At 61.6% G+C, this 15,655-nt stretch carries 16 protein-coding genes; 6 read left to right on the forward strand and 10 right to left on the reverse strand.

From position 1 onward, the window contains the following. Positions 1-119: 119 nt before the first annotated feature. The 6 genes from flgE to OU800_RS15925 form a co-directional block, all read right to left on the reverse strand. Positions 120-1,490, reverse strand: a complete 1,371-nt coding sequence (gene flgE / locus OU800_RS15900; RefSeq protein ID WP_268178290.1) for a flagellar hook protein FlgE — start codon at positions 1,488-1,490, stop codon at positions 120-122. 36 nt (positions 1,491-1,526) lie between these two features. Beyond that, on the reverse strand, positions 1,527-2,192 hold the full coding sequence (locus tag OU800_RS15905; protein ID WP_268178291.1) for a flagellar hook assembly protein FlgD: 666 nt from the start codon (positions 2,190-2,192) through the stop codon (positions 1,527-1,529). A gap of 22 nt (positions 2,193-2,214) precedes the next feature. Then, positions 2,215-2,658 carry a flagellar basal body rod protein FlgC gene (gene flgC, locus OU800_RS15910; protein ID WP_268178292.1) on the reverse strand — a complete coding sequence of 148 codons (444 nt, stop codon included), beginning with the start codon at positions 2,656-2,658 and terminating at the stop codon, positions 2,215-2,217. A gap of 11 nt (positions 2,659-2,669) precedes the next feature. Next, on the reverse strand, positions 2,670-3,077 hold the full coding sequence (gene flgB / locus OU800_RS15915) for a flagellar basal body rod protein FlgB (protein WP_268178293.1): 408 nt from the start codon (positions 3,075-3,077) through the stop codon (positions 2,670-2,672). A 1,236-nt stretch (positions 3,078-4,313) separates the two neighbouring features. Then, positions 4,314-5,141, reverse strand: a complete 828-nt coding sequence (gene cheR, locus OU800_RS15920) for a protein-glutamate O-methyltransferase CheR (protein WP_268178294.1) — start codon at positions 5,139-5,141, stop codon at positions 4,314-4,316. A 36-nt stretch (positions 5,142-5,177) separates the two neighbouring features. Next, the gene (locus tag OU800_RS15925) at positions 5,178-6,116 is read right to left on the reverse strand and encodes a chemotaxis protein CheV (RefSeq protein WP_268178295.1); all 939 of its coding nucleotides are present in this window, start codon (positions 6,114-6,116) and stop codon (positions 5,178-5,180) included. Between the two features lie 84 nt (positions 6,117-6,200). Here OU800_RS15925 and flgA point away from each other — a divergent pair, with 84 nt between their 5' ends. From flgA to OU800_RS15945, 4 genes are all read left to right on the forward strand, one after another. After that, positions 6,201-6,959 (forward strand): flagellar basal body P-ring formation chaperone FlgA, encoded by a 759-nt coding sequence (gene flgA, locus OU800_RS15930; RefSeq protein WP_268178296.1) that lies wholly within the window; start codon positions 6,201-6,203, stop codon positions 6,957-6,959. Positions 6,960-7,091: 132 nt separating this feature from the next. Next, the gene (flgM, locus tag OU800_RS15935; RefSeq protein ID WP_268178297.1) at positions 7,092-7,427 is read left to right on the forward strand and encodes a flagellar biosynthesis anti-sigma factor FlgM; all 336 of its coding nucleotides are present in this window, start codon (positions 7,092-7,094) and stop codon (positions 7,425-7,427) included. 48 nt (positions 7,428-7,475) lie between these two features. After that, the gene (locus OU800_RS15940) at positions 7,476-7,943 is read left to right on the forward strand and encodes a flagella synthesis protein FlgN (RefSeq protein ID WP_268178298.1); all 468 of its coding nucleotides are present in this window, start codon (positions 7,476-7,478) and stop codon (positions 7,941-7,943) included. 104 nt (positions 7,944-8,047) lie between these two features. After that, the gene (locus tag OU800_RS15945) at positions 8,048-8,788 is read left to right on the forward strand and encodes a flagellar brake protein (protein ID WP_268178299.1); all 741 of its coding nucleotides are present in this window, start codon (positions 8,048-8,050) and stop codon (positions 8,786-8,788) included. Positions 8,789-8,799: 11 nt separating this feature from the next. On the opposite strand, the gene OU800_RS15950 is transcribed toward OU800_RS15945, so the two are convergent. Next, positions 8,800-10,128 carry an MFS transporter gene (locus OU800_RS15950; RefSeq protein ID WP_268178300.1) on the reverse strand — a complete coding sequence of 443 codons (1,329 nt, stop codon included), beginning with the start codon at positions 10,126-10,128 and terminating at the stop codon, positions 8,800-8,802. A gap of 500 nt (positions 10,129-10,628) precedes the next feature. On the opposite strand from OU800_RS15950, the gene sstT reads away from it, so the two are divergent. Beyond that, positions 10,629-11,852, forward strand: coding sequence for a serine/threonine transporter SstT (gene sstT, locus OU800_RS15955; RefSeq protein ID WP_268178301.1), 1,224 nt, complete (start codon positions 10,629-10,631; stop codon positions 11,850-11,852). Positions 11,853-11,928: 76 nt separating this feature from the next. Here the strand turns inward: sstT and OU800_RS15960 are convergent, their stop codons facing one another. The 3 genes from OU800_RS15960 to OU800_RS15970 form a co-directional block, all read right to left on the reverse strand. Then, positions 11,929-13,353 (reverse strand): diaminobutyrate--2-oxoglutarate transaminase, encoded by a 1,425-nt coding sequence (locus OU800_RS15960; RefSeq protein WP_268178302.1) that lies wholly within the window; start codon positions 13,351-13,353, stop codon positions 11,929-11,931. A 293-nt stretch (positions 13,354-13,646) separates the two neighbouring features. After that, positions 13,647-14,423, reverse strand: coding sequence for a thioesterase II family protein (locus OU800_RS15965; protein WP_268178303.1), 777 nt, complete (start codon positions 14,421-14,423; stop codon positions 13,647-13,649). After that, positions 14,423-14,638, reverse strand: a complete 216-nt coding sequence (locus tag OU800_RS15970; protein WP_268178304.1) for an MbtH family protein — start codon at positions 14,636-14,638, stop codon at positions 14,423-14,425. Before OU800_RS15970 ends, OU800_RS15965 begins: the two co-directional genes overlap by 1 nt. 290 nt (positions 14,639-14,928) lie before the next feature. On the opposite strand from OU800_RS15970, the gene fhuF reads away from it, so the two are divergent. Then, on the forward strand, positions 14,929-15,654 hold the full coding sequence (gene fhuF, locus OU800_RS15975; protein ID WP_268178305.1) for a siderophore-iron reductase FhuF: 726 nt from the start codon (positions 14,929-14,931) through the stop codon (positions 15,652-15,654). The last annotated feature ends 1 nt before the right edge of the window (position 15,655 follow it).

Raw genomic sequence — 15,655 nt, forward strand, 5'->3', positions numbered from 1 at the left:
TTTAAAAGGAGTATTAGAGAAGATAAAAAGGCTTTAAGGATCTTGGCGGCGAAGTTTTGCCGGGCCGGAAGCAGCAAAGCGGCAAGCCAGGCTTGCCGCTTTGCCAGGTGCGCCAGGGATCAGCGCAGGTTGATGATGGTCTGGGTGATGGCGCTCTCGGTTTCGATGGTCTTGGCGTTGGCCTGGTAGTTGCGCTGCGCGACGATCAGGTTCACCAACTGGTCGGAGATTTCCACGTTGGAATCTTCCAGCGCGCCGGCCTGCAAGGCCCCCAGGGTACTGCTGCGCGGCGTACCGATCACCGGCTCACCCGACTCGAAGGATTGCACCCATTCGGTCTTGCCGTTGGGCGTCAGACCCTGCACGTTGGCGAAGTTGGCCATCAGCACCTGCCCCTGAATCTTCGACTGGCCGTTGGTGTAACGGGCGAAGATCACCCCGGTATCGTCGATTTCCAGGCCCGCTAGCTGGCCTGTGGTATAGCCGTCCTGACTGACGCTGTTGACGCCAAAGGCCGTGGCGTACTGGGTCGAACCGCGCATGTCGAAGGTAAAGGCAGAACTGTCGGCGCCGTTGGGCACCAGCGCGCCAGGGTTGGCCGGATCCTTCTCGGCCGGCACCCAGTCGGCCTGGGCCAGGACGAAGGTGCCGTTAGCCGCGGTTGCCGGAATGGCCGGCGCATCCAATGCCGGGTTGGCCGGGGTGCTGGCGATCGGGGTGAAAGCCGGGTTGGCAAGCTGACCGGCCGCATCGTAATTCATCGCATAGCTGAATGGCTGGGTACTGGTCGGATCACGCGGGTTCACGCCATCGATCAATACATGCATGACCCAGCCATTGTTGGCCGGCGCCTCGTTCTTCACGAAGTACTGCGACATGACGTGGGCATTGCCCTGCGTATCGTAGATATTGGTGGAGGTCGACCAGTTGAAGGATTTCGAGTCACTTGGATCGAAGGTCGGCGCGGCCATGGTGCCGGCATTGGCCGGGCGCACGGCGTTGGAGTTGAGGTTGATCGATTGCGTGACCGAGGTGGTGGCCCTGGGCTCCTGCTGACCGGCATTGATGCGCAGGTCGCTCTGGATCGGCAGGATGTTGCCCGACTCGTCGGCCGAGTAGCCCTGCAGGCGATAGCCGAAGTTGTTGACGATGTAACCGTCACGGTCGGTGCCGAAATAACCGGCGCGGGTGTAGCTCATGCTGCCGTTGTTGCTGGTCATGAAGAAGCCGTTGCCGTTGATCGCCAGATCCAGGGCATTCTGCGTGTAGTTGATGTTGCCCTGATTGAACAACTGCGACACGTCGGCAAGCAGCACACCACTGCCGCGCGGGTTCTTGCCGGTGCCCAGCACCGAGGATGCATAGACATCGGCGAACTCGGCACGCGACTGCTTGAAGCCTGCAGTGCCGGCGTTGGAAATGTTGTTGCCGGTAACGTTGAGGTCATTGGTCGCGGCACGCAGACCACTGAGACCGATATTGAACGACATGGAAAACTCCTTTGCCGGGATGGCCGGCAACAATAATTACTGGCCGATGATCTGCACTTGGGAAAGCGGAACGCTGCCGAGGCCGGCAAGATTGAGCATCAGTTCCTTGCCACCCAGCGCGACACTGTCGACATTGGCCGGCAACTGGGTGTACAGCCCCTTGGTCTCGCTGCCATAGGTGGCATGCGCCTCGAACTTGTAGGTGCCGGGCGGCATGATCTTGCCGCTGTCGTCCTTGCCGTCCCAGATGAAGCTGGCATTGCCGGCCACCTGCTCGCCCAGGTTGACGCGCGTCACCAGGGCACCGGAATTGTCGAAGACGTTGACATAGACGTTCTTGCTGCTTACCGGCACCGTCACGCTGCCCTTGAAGCTCTCGCTGGTGTCGACCACCGCCTTCTCGCCCTGCACGATGACCTTGCGCCCCACCAGCGACGAAGCCTGCAGCGCCTGCGAGGACTGGAAGTTGGACATCATCGAGTTGACGCTGCTGTTCAACTGCTGGATCCCCTCCAGGCTGCTGAACTGCGCCAACTGGGCGATGAACTCGCCGTTGCCCTGAGGCTCCAGCGGGTTCTGGTTGTTGAGCTGAGCCACCAGCAGGTTGAGGAACTCGTTCTTGCCGAGATCCTTGCTCTTGGTGGTGTCCTGCTTGAGCTGGTACTGATCCAGTACCGAGTTGGTGCCGCTGACGGTGCTCATGACCTGCGCTCCTCGTATTGGCTTACTGACCCAGGGTCAGCACACGCTGCAGCATCTGCTTGGCGGTATTCATCATTTCAACGTTGGTCTGGAAGGCACGACTGGCGGAAATCATGTCGGCCATCTCCTCGACCACGTTGACGTTCGGGTAATAGACGTAACCATCGGCGTTAGCCATTGGATGGTCAGGCTCGTAGCGCGGCATCAGGCTGCTCTGATCTTCGATCACACCCAGCACCTGCACGCCACGGCCGGCCTCGTCCTGCTCGGCGAACAGCGAGCCACGATCGCCGTTCTGCGCCTGCTGGAACACGGTGGCGAACACCGGGTGGCGGGCGCGGTAGGTCTGATCCAGGCTCGAGGAAACGGTCTCGGCGTTGGCGATGTTGCTGGAAATGGTATTGAGGCGAGTGCTCTGAGCGCTCATGCCGGTACCGGCGATGTTGAAAACACTGGCTAGGGACATGATCGCGCTCCTTATTCGCCGCGCAGGGCTGCGGTCAGCCCTTTGAACTTGCTATTGAGGAAGGTGAAGCTGGCCTGGAACTGCACGGCGTTCTCGGCGTAGTTCGCCTGCTCGACCTGCAGGTCGACGCTGTTCTGATCCAGCGACGCCTGGAACGGCGTGCGGTAGGGCAGCTCGGCTTCGCCGCTAGGCACACCATCGGCGGCGATGTGGCGGCTGTCGGTACGGCTCAGGGAGACAGGGCCGCGCTGCTGACGCGAATTCTCGGCAGCCAGGACACTGGCGAAGTCCAGATCACGCGCCTTGTAGTTCGGCGTGTCGGCGTTGGCGATGTTGTTGGCCAGCACCTCGGCGCGCTGGGCGCGAAAACCGAGTGCCTGTTCGTGGATGCCAAGGGCTCTGCCGAAGTTGATGCTCATGCTCTGAACCTTTGCCGCTAGGGCCGTCTGTCACTGTTGGCAGACATACAGCAAAGGCTGTGCCAGTTATTTAAAACCTTATATATCAATGACTTGAGATTAATCTGCTGGCTCGAAAGCGGCAAAGCGGCAAGGCCTTACCGCCTGCAGGCAAGCAGCGGCAAAGCCGGCCAGGCGCTTTGCCCCTCAAGTTTCGGCCGATGACCCAGCGAGTCGTTTCGACTGAATTCGTCGCTGTCTGGTGGCTTCGTGACCTGATTGGGAGATTTTGCTGCTTATGGGGAGCTGCTTGATTGGTGCCGCACTGGCAAATTTTTGTTGGCTTGTTGGTTGTTCGGCTGTCTGTTCCGGATTGCCGCGTTTTTGTTGATGTTTTTTGGTTTCGCCCTCCCGGGCGAGTCACTTTTGACGGGCAAAAGTAACTAAAACCCTCCGCCCGATCATCCGGCCCCGGCTTCGCCGGGGTTCGCTCACTCCATCGCCGCTCCAGAGGCCCGCCGCGGTGGGCCATCCCTGGCCCATCGCGGCTCTCGGCTTTGGCATCCTGCGTCGCTCTACCTCCTGCATCCATGCAGTCGTCGCGACATCCATGTCGCTCAACCTCTTCCACGACGACTCCGTTCGCCCTCCTGGGCGGGCTCTGCACGCGCCTGAACCCGAGGTAACCCAGAAGTAGCACGGAGTGGTTGCACATGAGGTCAGCCTTAGGGCTGACCGGGATGCCGGCTGCAGGCCGGCAAGCTATTCAAGCGAATGAAACTACGCGAATGAAAGTTTTGGTTTAACCAAGCGGCCACGTCATGGCTCCACTGCTACCAGAGCACGCCGGGCATGCCCGGAACCGATGTACGTTCAGGCGCGCGAATGCCCCCCTTCAGGAGGGTGAGTGGAATCGTTGCGTAGAGGGGCGAGCGGCATGGATGCCGCGAGATACCGATGGCGGCCCCGCTTAAAGGGCCAGGGATGGCCCTTGTAAGCCGACCCTCGGAGCAGCGATGGAACGAACGAACCCCGGCGCAGCCGGGGCCGGATGGCGGGGGTGCGTTTCTTTTGCTTACTTTTCTTTGCGCTGGGCGGCATTCCGATTTCAAAGAAAAGTGAGTCGCCCGAGGGGGCGAAACCCGGAATATCTGAAGACACCCAAAGCGGCGTCCAAAACACTCAACGAACCAACACACAAACTTGCCAGCCCAGTCTCAAGCCCGACTACCCAAGCAAGCCCCCCCGCAAGGAACCTTACTTGGCCTTGTAGATGATCCCCGGACTGCACTGCACCATCTGGTACTTGTCCGGCAGGCCGTTGAGCGCCTCGGAAGCCCCCAGGAACAGATAGCCGCCCGGCTTCAAAGTGGCATGGATGCGCGTGAGGATGTCCTTCTTCACCTCGGCGGAGAAGTAGATCAGCACGTTACGACAGAACACGATGTCGAACTTGCCCAGCGCCGCATAACTGTCCAGCAGGTTCAGCGGACGGAACTCGACACGACTCTTGATCGGCGCCTTGACCTGCCAACGCCCAGGCCCCTTGGGATCGAAATAGCGCTGCAGGCGCTCCTGAGACAAGCCACGGCCCATGGCCAGGCTGTCATACTCGCCAGATTTGCAGTTGGCCAGCATCGACGGCGACAGATCGGTCGCCACGATCTGAATGCCCGCCTTGAGCTGCCCCAGGTTGCTGCGCTCGAACTCGTCGATGGACATGGACAGCGAATAAGGCTCCTGCCCCGACGAACAGGCCGCCGACCAGATGCGCAGACGCTGCCCCGGATAGGACTTGATCATCTCAGGCAAGACCCGGTTCTTGAGTACCTCGAACGGGTAGGTATCACGAAACCATAATGTCTCGTTGGTCGTCATGGCATCGACGACCTGCTCACGCAGGCCGCCGCGCGGCTGGCTCTGCATGCGCTGCACCAGCTCGCCCAGGGTCTTGATGCCGTTCTGTTCCATCAGCTTGTTCAGGCGACTGGAGACCAGATACTGCTTGTTACTACCCAGCAGAATACCGCAGGCCTTTTCCAGAAACGTCCGGAACTGCTCGAAATCCAAATTACCTGAAGACACTAATGCCGCCTCACCAACCCTAACGTTCGCCAAGAGTTACCCCTGAGCCCCATCCGCTGCACGAATGCGATCGACCACGCGTGATGCCAGATCGTCTGGCTTGAACTTGGCAAGGAAGTCATCGGCACCGACCTTCTTCACCATCGCCTGGTTGAACACACCCGAAAGTGAAGTATGCAGGAGTATGTGCAACTTCTGCATGCGGGAATCGGCACGAATCTCGGTCGTGAGCGTGTAACCATCCATCTCCGGCATCTCGATGTCGGAAATGATCATCAACAGCTCCTGCTCAGGGCGTTTGCCTTCGTTGGCCATGCCCTTGAGGTAGTCCAGGGCTTCGCGCCCGTCGTTGAGCGCGATGACCTCCACGCCGACGCTCTGCAGGCAGCGCGACACCTGCTTGCGCGCCACCGAGGAATCATCGACGATCAGCACCCGCTTGGACACCGCGCTGCTCTGCACCTGCTCGTCGATCACCCCTGCGGAAATCACCTCGGACGTGGGCGCGACCTCGGCCAGAATCTTCTCCACGTCGATGATTTCCACCAACTGCTGATCCAGACGGGTCACGGCAGTCAGATAATGGTCGCGGCCGGTGCCCTTGGGTGGCGGATGGATCTCCTCCCAGTTCATGTTGACGATGCGCTCCACCGAGCGCACCAGGAAGCCCTGCACCTTGGTGTTGTACTCGGTGATGATGACGAAGCTGCTCTTGAGGTCATCCAGCGGCTTGCGACCGATGGCGATGGCCAGGTCGAGAATGGGAATGGTGCCGCCACGAATGTTGGCGACGCCACGCACCACGGCATTGGACTTGGGCATGATGGTGAGATTGGGGCATTGCAGCACCTCCTTCACCTTGAATACGTTGATCCCGTACAACTGCGGGCCATCCAGGCGAAACAGCAACAACTCCAAGCGGTTCTGCCCCACCAACTGCGTACGCTGGTTAACCGAATCCAGTAACCCGGCCATGCCCGGACTCCTTTGTCTTTATCGTCAAGTAACGCTTGTTGTAACAGCCTAGCAGGCGGCACGCGGCTTGCTTCGTCAATGAGTATGAAACCTAGAACGTCATCATCCCGTCAGCCACTGGCAATCTGTCGCAGCCTGCGCCCCGTTTTACTCGCTTTGCCATTGCTCGGCTATAGCGTAGGCGCGCCGGCGAGCGTCACCACGCCCGAAGAACTTATCGGCGCTGCCGAGTCGTTTCTTGAGTCGGCCGTGGTGGAATATTTACAGCGTAGCGAAATTCAGGGACGCCATGAGATCAGCATCAATCGAATTGATCCGCGCTTGCGTCTGCCGCAGTGCGACCAGGCCCTGAGCGTGCGCCTGGAAAGCCCTGCGCAACCGATGGGCCGCGTCACCTTGCGCGTACGCTGCGACGGCAGCGCGCCCTGGACGGTCTTCGTGCCGGGCGAGGTGCGCCTGTTCCGCCCGGTGCTGATACTCACGCGCCCCATGAAGCGCAAGAGCGTGCTCAGCGCAGCCGATGTGAGCCTGGTCGAACGTGACGTTGGCCAGCTCAATCAGGGTTACCTGACCGACCCCGTGCAGGCTATCGGCAAGAAATTGACGCGACAGTTACAAAGCGAGCAGGTACTGGCCCCCAACTATCTGGAGATCGTCGATGCGATCCGCAAGGGTGATCAGGTGGTGATCAGCGCTCGCAGCAGCACGGTGAATGTGCGCATGCCTGGTGAAGCCCTGTCCAACGGCGCGCCCGGCGAGCAGATCCAGGTGCGCAACCTGCGTTCGCAACGGGTCATTCGCGCCCGGGTGATCGGTCCCGGCCAGGTGGAAGTAGCCATGTAGGTATCTTTGCTATGGCGCAACAGGCGGGTGATTTCCTACACTGTCCAACGACGCCGAATTTTTTCCTAAAGTTTTTCCGCCATGGGCCGAAAAGCTTGGCAAGCGTCCAACAATCGTCCGAGGTTCTGCATCATGGTCATCGACTTCAACCGGCTGAATAACGCCACTACCCCCGCGAACACGGGGCGTGCAGGCTCGACTCAGGCTGGCCGCAACGAGGCCACGCAATCGAATCAGGCGCCCGTCGCCAAGGGCGAAGAGAAACAGAGCCCGGTCAAGAGCGGCGAATCCGTCGAGCTGAGCAGCCAGGCACGACAATTGCAGAAGGCAAGCGAGAAGCTGAACGATCAGCCGATCGTCAACAAGGAGCGTGTGGCCCAACTGAAGAAGGCCATCGCCGAAGGCAGTTACCAGGTCGACGACCAACGCGTCGCCCAGAAGCTGCTCAACTTCGAGTCCCAGCGTTAAGCCTAAGGCGCTGGGGGTGTTGGACGCCCGCCTCCCCTGGAGCCCAAGATGCTAGATACCAACCTGCTGCACCTGTTCACTTCCGATATCGGCATTGCCGAGCGACTTCTTGAACTGATCGACGACGAATTTCTGGCACTGGGTGAACGCGACCTCACCCGTCTCGACAGCCTTCTCGGCGAAAAACAACCCCTTCTCAGCCAACTACAACAGCACGGCAATGAACGCAGCCAATTGCTGCGCTCGGTCGGCTTGAGCGCTGATCGCGCTGGGCTGCACGCTCTGGCTGCCCGCTCCAGCCTCGGCGACGAACTGCTGACGCGCAGCGAAGAGCTTTCCACCCTGCTGCAGCGCTGCCAGGATGCCAACCTGCGCAACGGCAGGCTGATCCGTGCCAACAAGGCCAGCGTCAGCCAGGTGCTGGGCATTCTGCGCGGCAGCGATACGCCCGGCATCTATGACAGTCGCGGGACTACCGCTAGAATCGCGCAGCACCGACCGCTCAGCCAGGCCTGAGCCTCAGCACAATAACAGCACAGGGACATGCAGCCCACGCCGGCCTGCCAGTGCCCCGGCACGCTAGCACCTATAGCGGCCGAAGATTTGGAGAGCTTCAAACTGTGTCCAGCGCATTCCAAGAGGAAAGTGGCCCGCAACCACCCAAGCTGCTCAAGGCCCAGGTGGAAATCATCGCCACGCTGCGCCAGCTCCTGCAGAACCATGACCCTCTGATCATTCAATTCCATGAGCGTAGCCAGCGTTTTCAGAGCTACGTGGTGGAGATCGACCAGCAGCGCGCGCGTATCGCCCTGGATGAAATCATCCCCACCGATGGTGAGCGATTTTTCAAGCAAGGCGAAAGCTTCTCCGTGGAAGCCTTCCGCGATGGCGTGCGCGTAGCCTGGAAATGCGAGCACAGCGTGCAAGTTGGCCAGCACGAAGGAGCCCCCTGCTACTGGGCGCCCTTGCCCACCGAAGTGATCTATCACCAGCGCCGCGGCGCCTTCCGCGCCTCGTTGAAGCAGACCGACCTGATCAAGGTGGTACTCGCTGGCGACAAGTTGCGCGAACCCCTGCAAGGACAGTTGCTCGACATCTCCGCGACCGGCTGCAAACTGCGCTTCGCCGGCGACCTGAGTCAGCAATTGCAGAACGGCCAGGTACACGAGAACCTGACCGCATATCTGCCGTTCGGCACCGTGACCACCGCCGTCGAGCTGCGCCACGTGGACTACCAGGCGAAGATCGACACCACCTTCGTCGGCACCCGCTTCTACCACATCAATGGGCTGGAGCAGCGCCAGGTGGAGCGCTTCGTCTACCAGTTGCAGCGCGAGGCCCGACGCACCGAAAGCGACTGAGGGACAGGCCCTCAGCCTGCAGCGCCAGCGCTGCGCTCGCGATCCTCATTCTCTGCAGCCTCGGCAGCCACCGCCACCGCTGGTTCCTGCATCTGCTCCTGCACGGTCTGCTCATCGACCCGTGGATCCAGCGCGGCGACCAGCGGGGAACTGGCCACATTGCCCGGCATGGCCATGTGTTGCAGCGGTGCATCATCGACCTGGTGCAGATGGGTGACCACCTCAGGGCGAATCCGCCAGATCAGGATCAGCGCGCAGAAACAGACGAAGGCATACAGCATGTTGGCGCCGAAGAAGCGCATCAGCAGCCCCGTCAGCAGCGGCCCGATGCACGCTCCCACGCCGAAGGTGACCAGCAGCATGGCCGTCAGCGATACCCGACGTTCCGGCTCCACATGGTCGTTGGCCAAGGCCACTGCCAGCGGATAGAGGCTGAACTGCATCAGGCTGACGAGAAAACCAATGCCGATCAGCAGCCCGAGAAACACCTGTGGCAACGCAGCAAGTGGCGCAGCGGCGAGCAGCAGCAGCACGGCGCAACCACGAATCAGGCGCACCCGGTCTCGGCGGTCGGACAGCCAGCCCAAGGGCCACTGCACCAACAGCCCCGCCAGGATGCAACTGCCCATGAACAGGCCCACCTGCTCGGTGGCCAGCCCCATGCGCGTGGCATACAGCGGCGCCAGGCCATAGAAGGAGCCGATCAACAACCCGGCCACCACCACGGTGGTCAGCGAAAGGGGTACTCGCTTGAGGAAAAAGCGCAGCTCCAGCGGCGCCGGGTACAAGGGCGCAGGATGCAGGCGCCGAGTCAACGCCACCGGTACCAGGCACAGGGCGAAACACAGGGCCACCAGCATCAGCAGCTCCAGGCCCAGGGTCGGGTGCACCACCAGCGCCAGTTGCCCCAGGATCAGGCCCAGGTAGGAAGCCGCCATGTAGCCGCTGAACACCAGGCCGCGCTGTTTGGCTTCGGCCTGCTCGTTGAGCCAGCTCTCGATCACCATGTACTGGCACATCATGCCCAGGCCGACCAGCATGCGCAGCAGCAGCCAGAACGGCAGCCACTCCACCAGACCATGACCGAGTACCGCTGCAGTAACCACCCCGGCACAGGCGACGTAGGCACGAATATGACCGACCCGGGCAATCAGCCGATGCCCCAGCTTGCCGCCGAGCACCAGGCCGAAATAGTTGGCCGCCATCAAGGCACCCACCCACAGACCATCTACGCTATCGGCCAGACGCAGGGCCAGGTAGGTACTGAGCAGGCCGGAGCCGAGCAGCATCAGCAAGGTGGCGAAATACAGTGAGCGGAAGGATTTCCAGATCAGGCGCACAGTGGGTAGAGCTCCTTTTGCGTAACGTGGCCAACGGCTCACGCCCAGTACAGCGGAATGTCGTGAAACGGCGATAAGGGAAGGCCCTTGACTGGCGTATGCAGCGATTCTGAGCTTCGACGGGCTCGGGCTCGAACAGTTCGCAACCGACAGCGCCGCTAACGCGGCCACGCATGGTCATAGGGTAGCGCCAATCGCCAGGGCACGTCTGTGGCGGATGCGGTGAAGGCATGCACTGCTCGCGACACAAGCCCAGCCGGCGCAGCCTTGGGCCGTCAGGTTTCCGTGGATGCGACAGAGTGTTGCACCCGTTCGCCCAGCGCCCTGGGGCAAGGCAACTGCCTGCCAAGACTGTGCTAGAGTCGCGCGCTTGTTTTTCCGCCCCTAGGGTCTGTTGACGTTTCGCTCGCGGCCGCGCCGAAACGTCAACAGCCCCTAGCCGGAAAGCCTCTGAAAAGGCCAGCGAATCACGCGCGGCCAACAAGATAGAGACCTGCGTCATGCCACAAGCCGTCACCCCGTTCCTGCAACTGCTCAATCGCACCAGTCTGGTGGTGCAAATCCTCATCGGCCTGCTCATCGGCATCGGCCTGGCCCTGGTCGCCCCACAGGCCGCGCTGGCCGTAGGTTTCATCGGTGACGTATTCGTTTCGGCGCTCAAGGCTGTCGCCCCGGTTCTGGTGTTCATTCTGGTCATGGCCTCCATCGCCAATCACCAGCAAGGCCAGCAGACCCATATCCGCCCGATCCTGCTGCTGTACCTGATCGGCACCTTCAGCGCCGCACTGGTCGCGGTCGCCGCCAGCTTCGCCCTGCCCTCCACCCTGGTACTGAGCGGCTCGGCGGCTGAACTGACCCCACCCGGCGGCATCGGCGAGGTGCTCAAGACGCTACTGCTGAACATCGTCGACAACCCGGTCAACGCCCTGCTCAAAGGCAACTTCATCGGCATACTGGCCTGGGCCATCGGCCTGGGCTTCGCTTTCCGCCACGCCAACGCCAGCAGCAAGCAACTGCTCGGTGACCTGTCCCATGGTGTGACCGCAATCGTCAAACTGGTCATTCGCTTCGCCCCGCTGGGCATCTTCGGCCTGGTGGCCTCCACGCTGGCCACTTCCGGCCTGGATGCCCTGCTCGGCTACCTGCACCTGCTGCTGGTACTGGTCGGCTGCATGCTGCTGGTGGCACTGGTGGTCAACCCGCTGCTGGTGTACTGGAAGATTCGCCGCAATCCCTATCCGCTGGTTTTCACCTGCCTGCGCGAAAGCGGCCTGACCGCCTTCTTCACCCGCAGCTCGGCGGCCAACATCCCGGTCAACCTGCAACTGTGCCAGCGCCTGGGCCTGCACGAGGAAACCTACTCGGTGTCCATCCCGCTCGGTGCCACCATCAACATGGCCGGTGCCGCCATCACCATCAGCGTGCTGACACTGGCGGCCGTGCACACCCTGAACATCGCGGTCGACCTGCCCACCGCCCTGCTGCTCAGCGTCCTGGCCTCGATCAGCGCCTGTGGCGCCTCAGGCGTAGCCGGCGGCTCGTTGCTGCTGATTCCGCTGGCCTGCAGCCTGTTCGGCATCCCCAACGACGTGGCCATGCAGGTGGTGGCCATCGGCTTCATCATCGGCATCGTCCAGGATTCGGCGGAAACCGCGCTGAACTCCTCCACCGACGTACTGTTCACTGCGGCAGCCTGCCTGGCAGAAGAACGCCGCCAGGGCTGAAACGACAGAAGGCTTGTACGCTACCGCACAAGCCTTCCATGAAAAGGGGCTTGCCCCTGCCGCTATCGGGCTCAGGTCATTGCTGCGCGGCGAAAGCGAATCCCTGAACGGACTGGGCAGCCTGGTAGAGAATCTGCCCGACGAGCTCGATCTCGGCCTCACTGATGATCAGCGGCGGCAGGAATCTGACGGTCGCGCCATGTCGCCCACCCAGCTCGACGATCAGGCCACGCTCCAGGCAGGCCCGCTGCAGCTTGCGCGCCCTGTCGCCATCGGCGGCCGGCCGGCCCAGGGCATCCTGGCTGGCAGGATCGATGATCTCCATGCCCAGCATCAGGCCACGCCCACGCACGTCACCAACCCAGTCGAACTCGGCCTGTAGCCCCTGTAGCAGCCCCTGCAGGCGTGCGCCGACACTGCGTACATGGCCAGTGATGCCTTCACGCTGAATGAAACGCAAGGTGGCATCACCAGCGGCCATGGCCAGTTGGTTGCCACGGAAGGTGCCGGCATGGGCGCCAGGCTGCCATTGATCCAGCTCGCCCCGATAGACCACCACCGAGAGCGGCAGACCACCGCCGATGGCCTTCGACAGCGTCATGACATCGGGTGTGATCGCACTGCGCTCGAAGGCGAACAGATCGCCCGTACGGCCGATGCCGCATTGAATCTCGTCAAGAATCAGCGGAATGCCGTGCTCACGGGTGATCGCCCGCAGCCCCTGCAGCCAGCGATCGGGCGCGGGAATCACGCCGCCCTCGCCCTGCACCGTTTCCAGGATCATGGCCGCCGGCTGGGTCACTCCGCTTTCCGGGTCGCTCAGCATGTGGCGGATGTAATGCAGGTTGGCATCGATCGATTGCTCGCCGGATAGCCCAAACGGGCAACGATAGTCATAGGGATACGGCAGGAACTGCACGCCCGCCAGAAGCCCGCCAAGGGCATTCTTCGGCCCGAGGTTGCCACTCAGCGACAAGGTGCCAAGGGTCATGCCATGGTAGGCGCCATGGAAAGCCAGAGCGCTTTGCCGCCCGGTGGCCGTACGCGACAGCTTGAGCGCCGCCTCCACCGCATCCGCCCCGGTCGGGCCACAGAACTGGATGCGCGCGTCCTTGGCGAAGTCCCCCGGCAGCAGCTCGAACAGGGTCTGCACGAAGGCATCCTTGACCGACGTGCTCAGATCCAGAGTGTGCAGCGGGATGCCCGATGCCAGGGTTCGCTGAATGGCCTCGACCACCACCGGATGATTGTGCCCCAGCGCCAGGGTGCCGGCGCCAGCCAGGCAATCGATGTACACCTGCCCGCGCGAGTCCTCGACGTACACCCCCTGCGCCCGCTTGAGCTCCAGCGGTATGCGCCGTGGGTAGCTGCGCGCATTCGATTCGCGCTGCATTTGCCGCTGCAGCGCCGGCGTGCTGTCCAGACAGTAGCGTTGACGGAGCCCGCTGTGCCGGCTCTGTAGATCGACTACGGTGGTGGAAATCGGGGTGATCGCATTCATGAGTGCATCCTCGTGTCGCGCGGATAGCGCGTTATCTGACGACGCCGCCGGATCGAGCGTAGTGCAACGAACGATCAGTCAACTCAGGCGATTCCAAGTTGCTGCTATCGGATGTCAGACAGCGCCCCGTGCAAAGTCCATGGCCAGCGTCAATTTACAAATGATAATTACTATCATTATATTAATCAAATGACACAAGTGAGACATGCAGCACGAACGTGCAAAGGATACGGGTCGGCAGCAGCCGGCGATCTCAACAGAAAGTTTGAGGTAGGAATGCGATAGCCCTGGGCTCAGCCAACCGCCCGTTTGAGCGACTCGCCCAGTAACAGGCGCTGCATGAGCGCGAGCAACTCAGCCTCCTGCTCGAACAGATAGAAATGACCGCCGGGAAACAGCCATGTCCGGCAGTCGACCTGGCTTTCCTGAGCCCATCCATCGAGCAGTGACAGGGGTACACTGGCGTCCGTCTGCCCAGCCAACACATGGATGGGACACGACAAAGGTGGCGCAGCGCTGTAACGGTAGTCTTCGCACAGCGCGAAATCATCACGGATGATCGGCAGGAACAGCTCGACCCACTCAGGGTTGTCCAGCAACTCCCGAGGCATCCCGTTCATGTCACGGATGACCTCGAGAAACTGTGCAGGCGGCAGATCCGCCACCCGCTCGCGCCAGCCATGGGCGACCGGCGCAGTGCGGGCCGAGGCCAGCAACAGGGTCGGCGACAGCCCCTGCCGAGCCAGCCGGCGCGCCGTCTCGAAAGCCAGCAACGCGCCCATGCTGTGGCCGAAGAAAGCGAAGGGAATGCCGTCGGTACTGGCCTGGGTGATGGCCACGGCCAGGGCTTCAGCCAACTCGGCCAGCGCAGCCGCCCGAGGCTCGCCGAAGCGCGCCCCGCGCCCCGGCAACTTGACCAGAGCCAGCTCGATATCACCTGGCAACCCAGCGCGCCAATGCTGAAAAACCGTATGCCCTGCCCCGGCATAGGGGAAACAGTACAAGCGCAGCGCGGGTGCATGGCTGCCGCTCGGCAACAGGGAAAACCAGGGGCTGGATGCTCGCTGCATCAGCCGCGCCCCTGCCCCTGCATGGCTTTACGCAGGCTCAAAGGCCGCATGTCGGTCCAGACCGACTCGATATAGGCCAGGCACTCCTCCTTGCTGCCCTGTTTGCCGGCCGCGCGCCAGCCTTGCGGTATCTCCTTGTAGTCGGGCCAGATGGAGTACTGCTCCTCATCGTTGACCACAACCAAAAATCGCGTTTCAGGACTGTCCAGACTCATTTTCCACTCCGTTTTTCACTGACGATGCGAATGCCCGTGGGCCCGCTTGAGCCTTGTACACGAGCGTTGGCAGAATAATACAGTCAATAACAATTATCATTAACCAAATTTAACCTTCCTCTCACCCCCGACACCACTGTCCGGTTCGCTTGCAGGATGAGGTGTGTTTATACTGCCGCCACCTCAAGTGATAACGAGTCTCACCAGCAAATATCAAGCATGGCTCAGATAACCCTTTCCCCTCTCGCCCCACCTCCAACGCTGCCTTGCGGCGGCAACGAGCGCCTCTGATGATCGCCAGTCTTGCCCCGCTGTTCAGCGGCCCGCTGGCGGCCTATGGGGAAAACCTGCAGCTAGCCAGTGATCAACAGCAGACAGTTGCCGGCTCGCAACTGTTTCAGCCGGACTATTTCGCCGCGTTCATTGGTGACCTGGCAGCCCGCCATGGCACAGACGATCTGCTGGCGCTGACCTCCATCTGGTCGAAATGGTATTTCTGCTTCCTGGCCCCCACCGTAGCGGCCAGCTTGCTCTTGCAGCGCGAACTGCCTATCGCCCTGAGCGATATCGGCGTCGCCCTTTCGGCAGAAGGCAAACCGCTTGGCCTATGCCTGCCCCATGACGGCAGCAGTCTGTCGCCCTGCCCACCCTTCGAGCGCTTCAGTGCCTTGATACAAGGGCATCTGGAACCGGTGATCGAGGTGATGGCCAGCGTCTCGAAAGCCTCGCCACGACTGTTCTGGAGCAACGCCGGCAACCTCTTTGAATCCGCCACGACGCAAATCGAACTGCATCCACTGGCAACGCCCGATTGCTCCGCCCCGGCCAGAGCCGTGCTGGAAAGCCGCCTGCGCCCCGATGGCCGACGCAACCCGTTGTTCGCCCCGGTGTACTACAAGGACGTCGGCACCAGCGAACCGCGGCGGCTACGGCGCATCTGCTGCATTCGCTACCGCCTGCCCGGCGTCGACTATTGCAGCAGTTGCCCGCTCGATCGCGACAAGACGCCCGAGTAAC

The organism is Pseudomonas sp. GOM7 (assembly GCF_026723825.1).
GTDB lineage: Bacteria > Pseudomonadota > Gammaproteobacteria > Pseudomonadales > Pseudomonadaceae > Aquipseudomonas.

Bases quoted from the DNA above. Each gene is read 5' to 3' on its own strand.
- flgE (WP_268178290.1), bottom strand. From the start codon at position 1,490: ATGTCGTTCAATATCGGTCTCAGTGGTCTGCGTGCCGCGACCAATGAC.
- OU800_RS15905 (WP_268178291.1), bottom strand. From the start codon at position 2,192: ATGAGCACCGTCAGCGGCACCAACTCGGTACTGGATCAGTACCAGCTC.
- flgC (WP_268178292.1), bottom strand. From the start codon at position 2,658: ATGTCCCTAGCCAGTGTTTTCAACATCGCCGGTACCGGCATGAGCGCT.
- flgB (WP_268178293.1), bottom strand. From the start codon at position 3,077: ATGAGCATCAACTTCGGCAGAGCCCTTGGCATCCACGAACAGGCACTC.
- OU800_RS15925 (WP_268178295.1), bottom strand. From the start codon at position 6,116: ATGGCCGGGTTACTGGATTCGGTTAACCAGCGTACGCAGTTGGTGGGG.
- flgA (WP_268178296.1), top strand. From the start codon at position 6,201: ATGAAACCTAGAACGTCATCATCCCGTCAGCCACTGGCAATCTGTCGC.
- flgM (WP_268178297.1), top strand. From the start codon at position 7,092: ATGGTCATCGACTTCAACCGGCTGAATAACGCCACTACCCCCGCGAAC.
- OU800_RS15940 (WP_268178298.1), top strand. From the start codon at position 7,476: ATGCTAGATACCAACCTGCTGCACCTGTTCACTTCCGATATCGGCATT.
- sstT (WP_268178301.1), top strand. From the start codon at position 10,629: ATGCCACAAGCCGTCACCCCGTTCCTGCAACTGCTCAATCGCACCAGT.
- OU800_RS15960 (WP_268178302.1), bottom strand. From the start codon at position 13,353: ATGAATGCGATCACCCCGATTTCCACCACCGTAGTCGATCTACAGAGC.
- OU800_RS15965 (WP_268178303.1), bottom strand. From the start codon at position 14,423: ATGCAGCGAGCATCCAGCCCCTGGTTTTCCCTGTTGCCGAGCGGCAGC.
- OU800_RS15970 (WP_268178304.1), bottom strand. From the start codon at position 14,638: ATGAGTCTGGACAGTCCTGAAACGCGATTTTTGGTTGTGGTCAACGAT.
- fhuF (WP_268178305.1), top strand. From the start codon at position 14,929: ATGATCGCCAGTCTTGCCCCGCTGTTCAGCGGCCCGCTGGCGGCCTAT.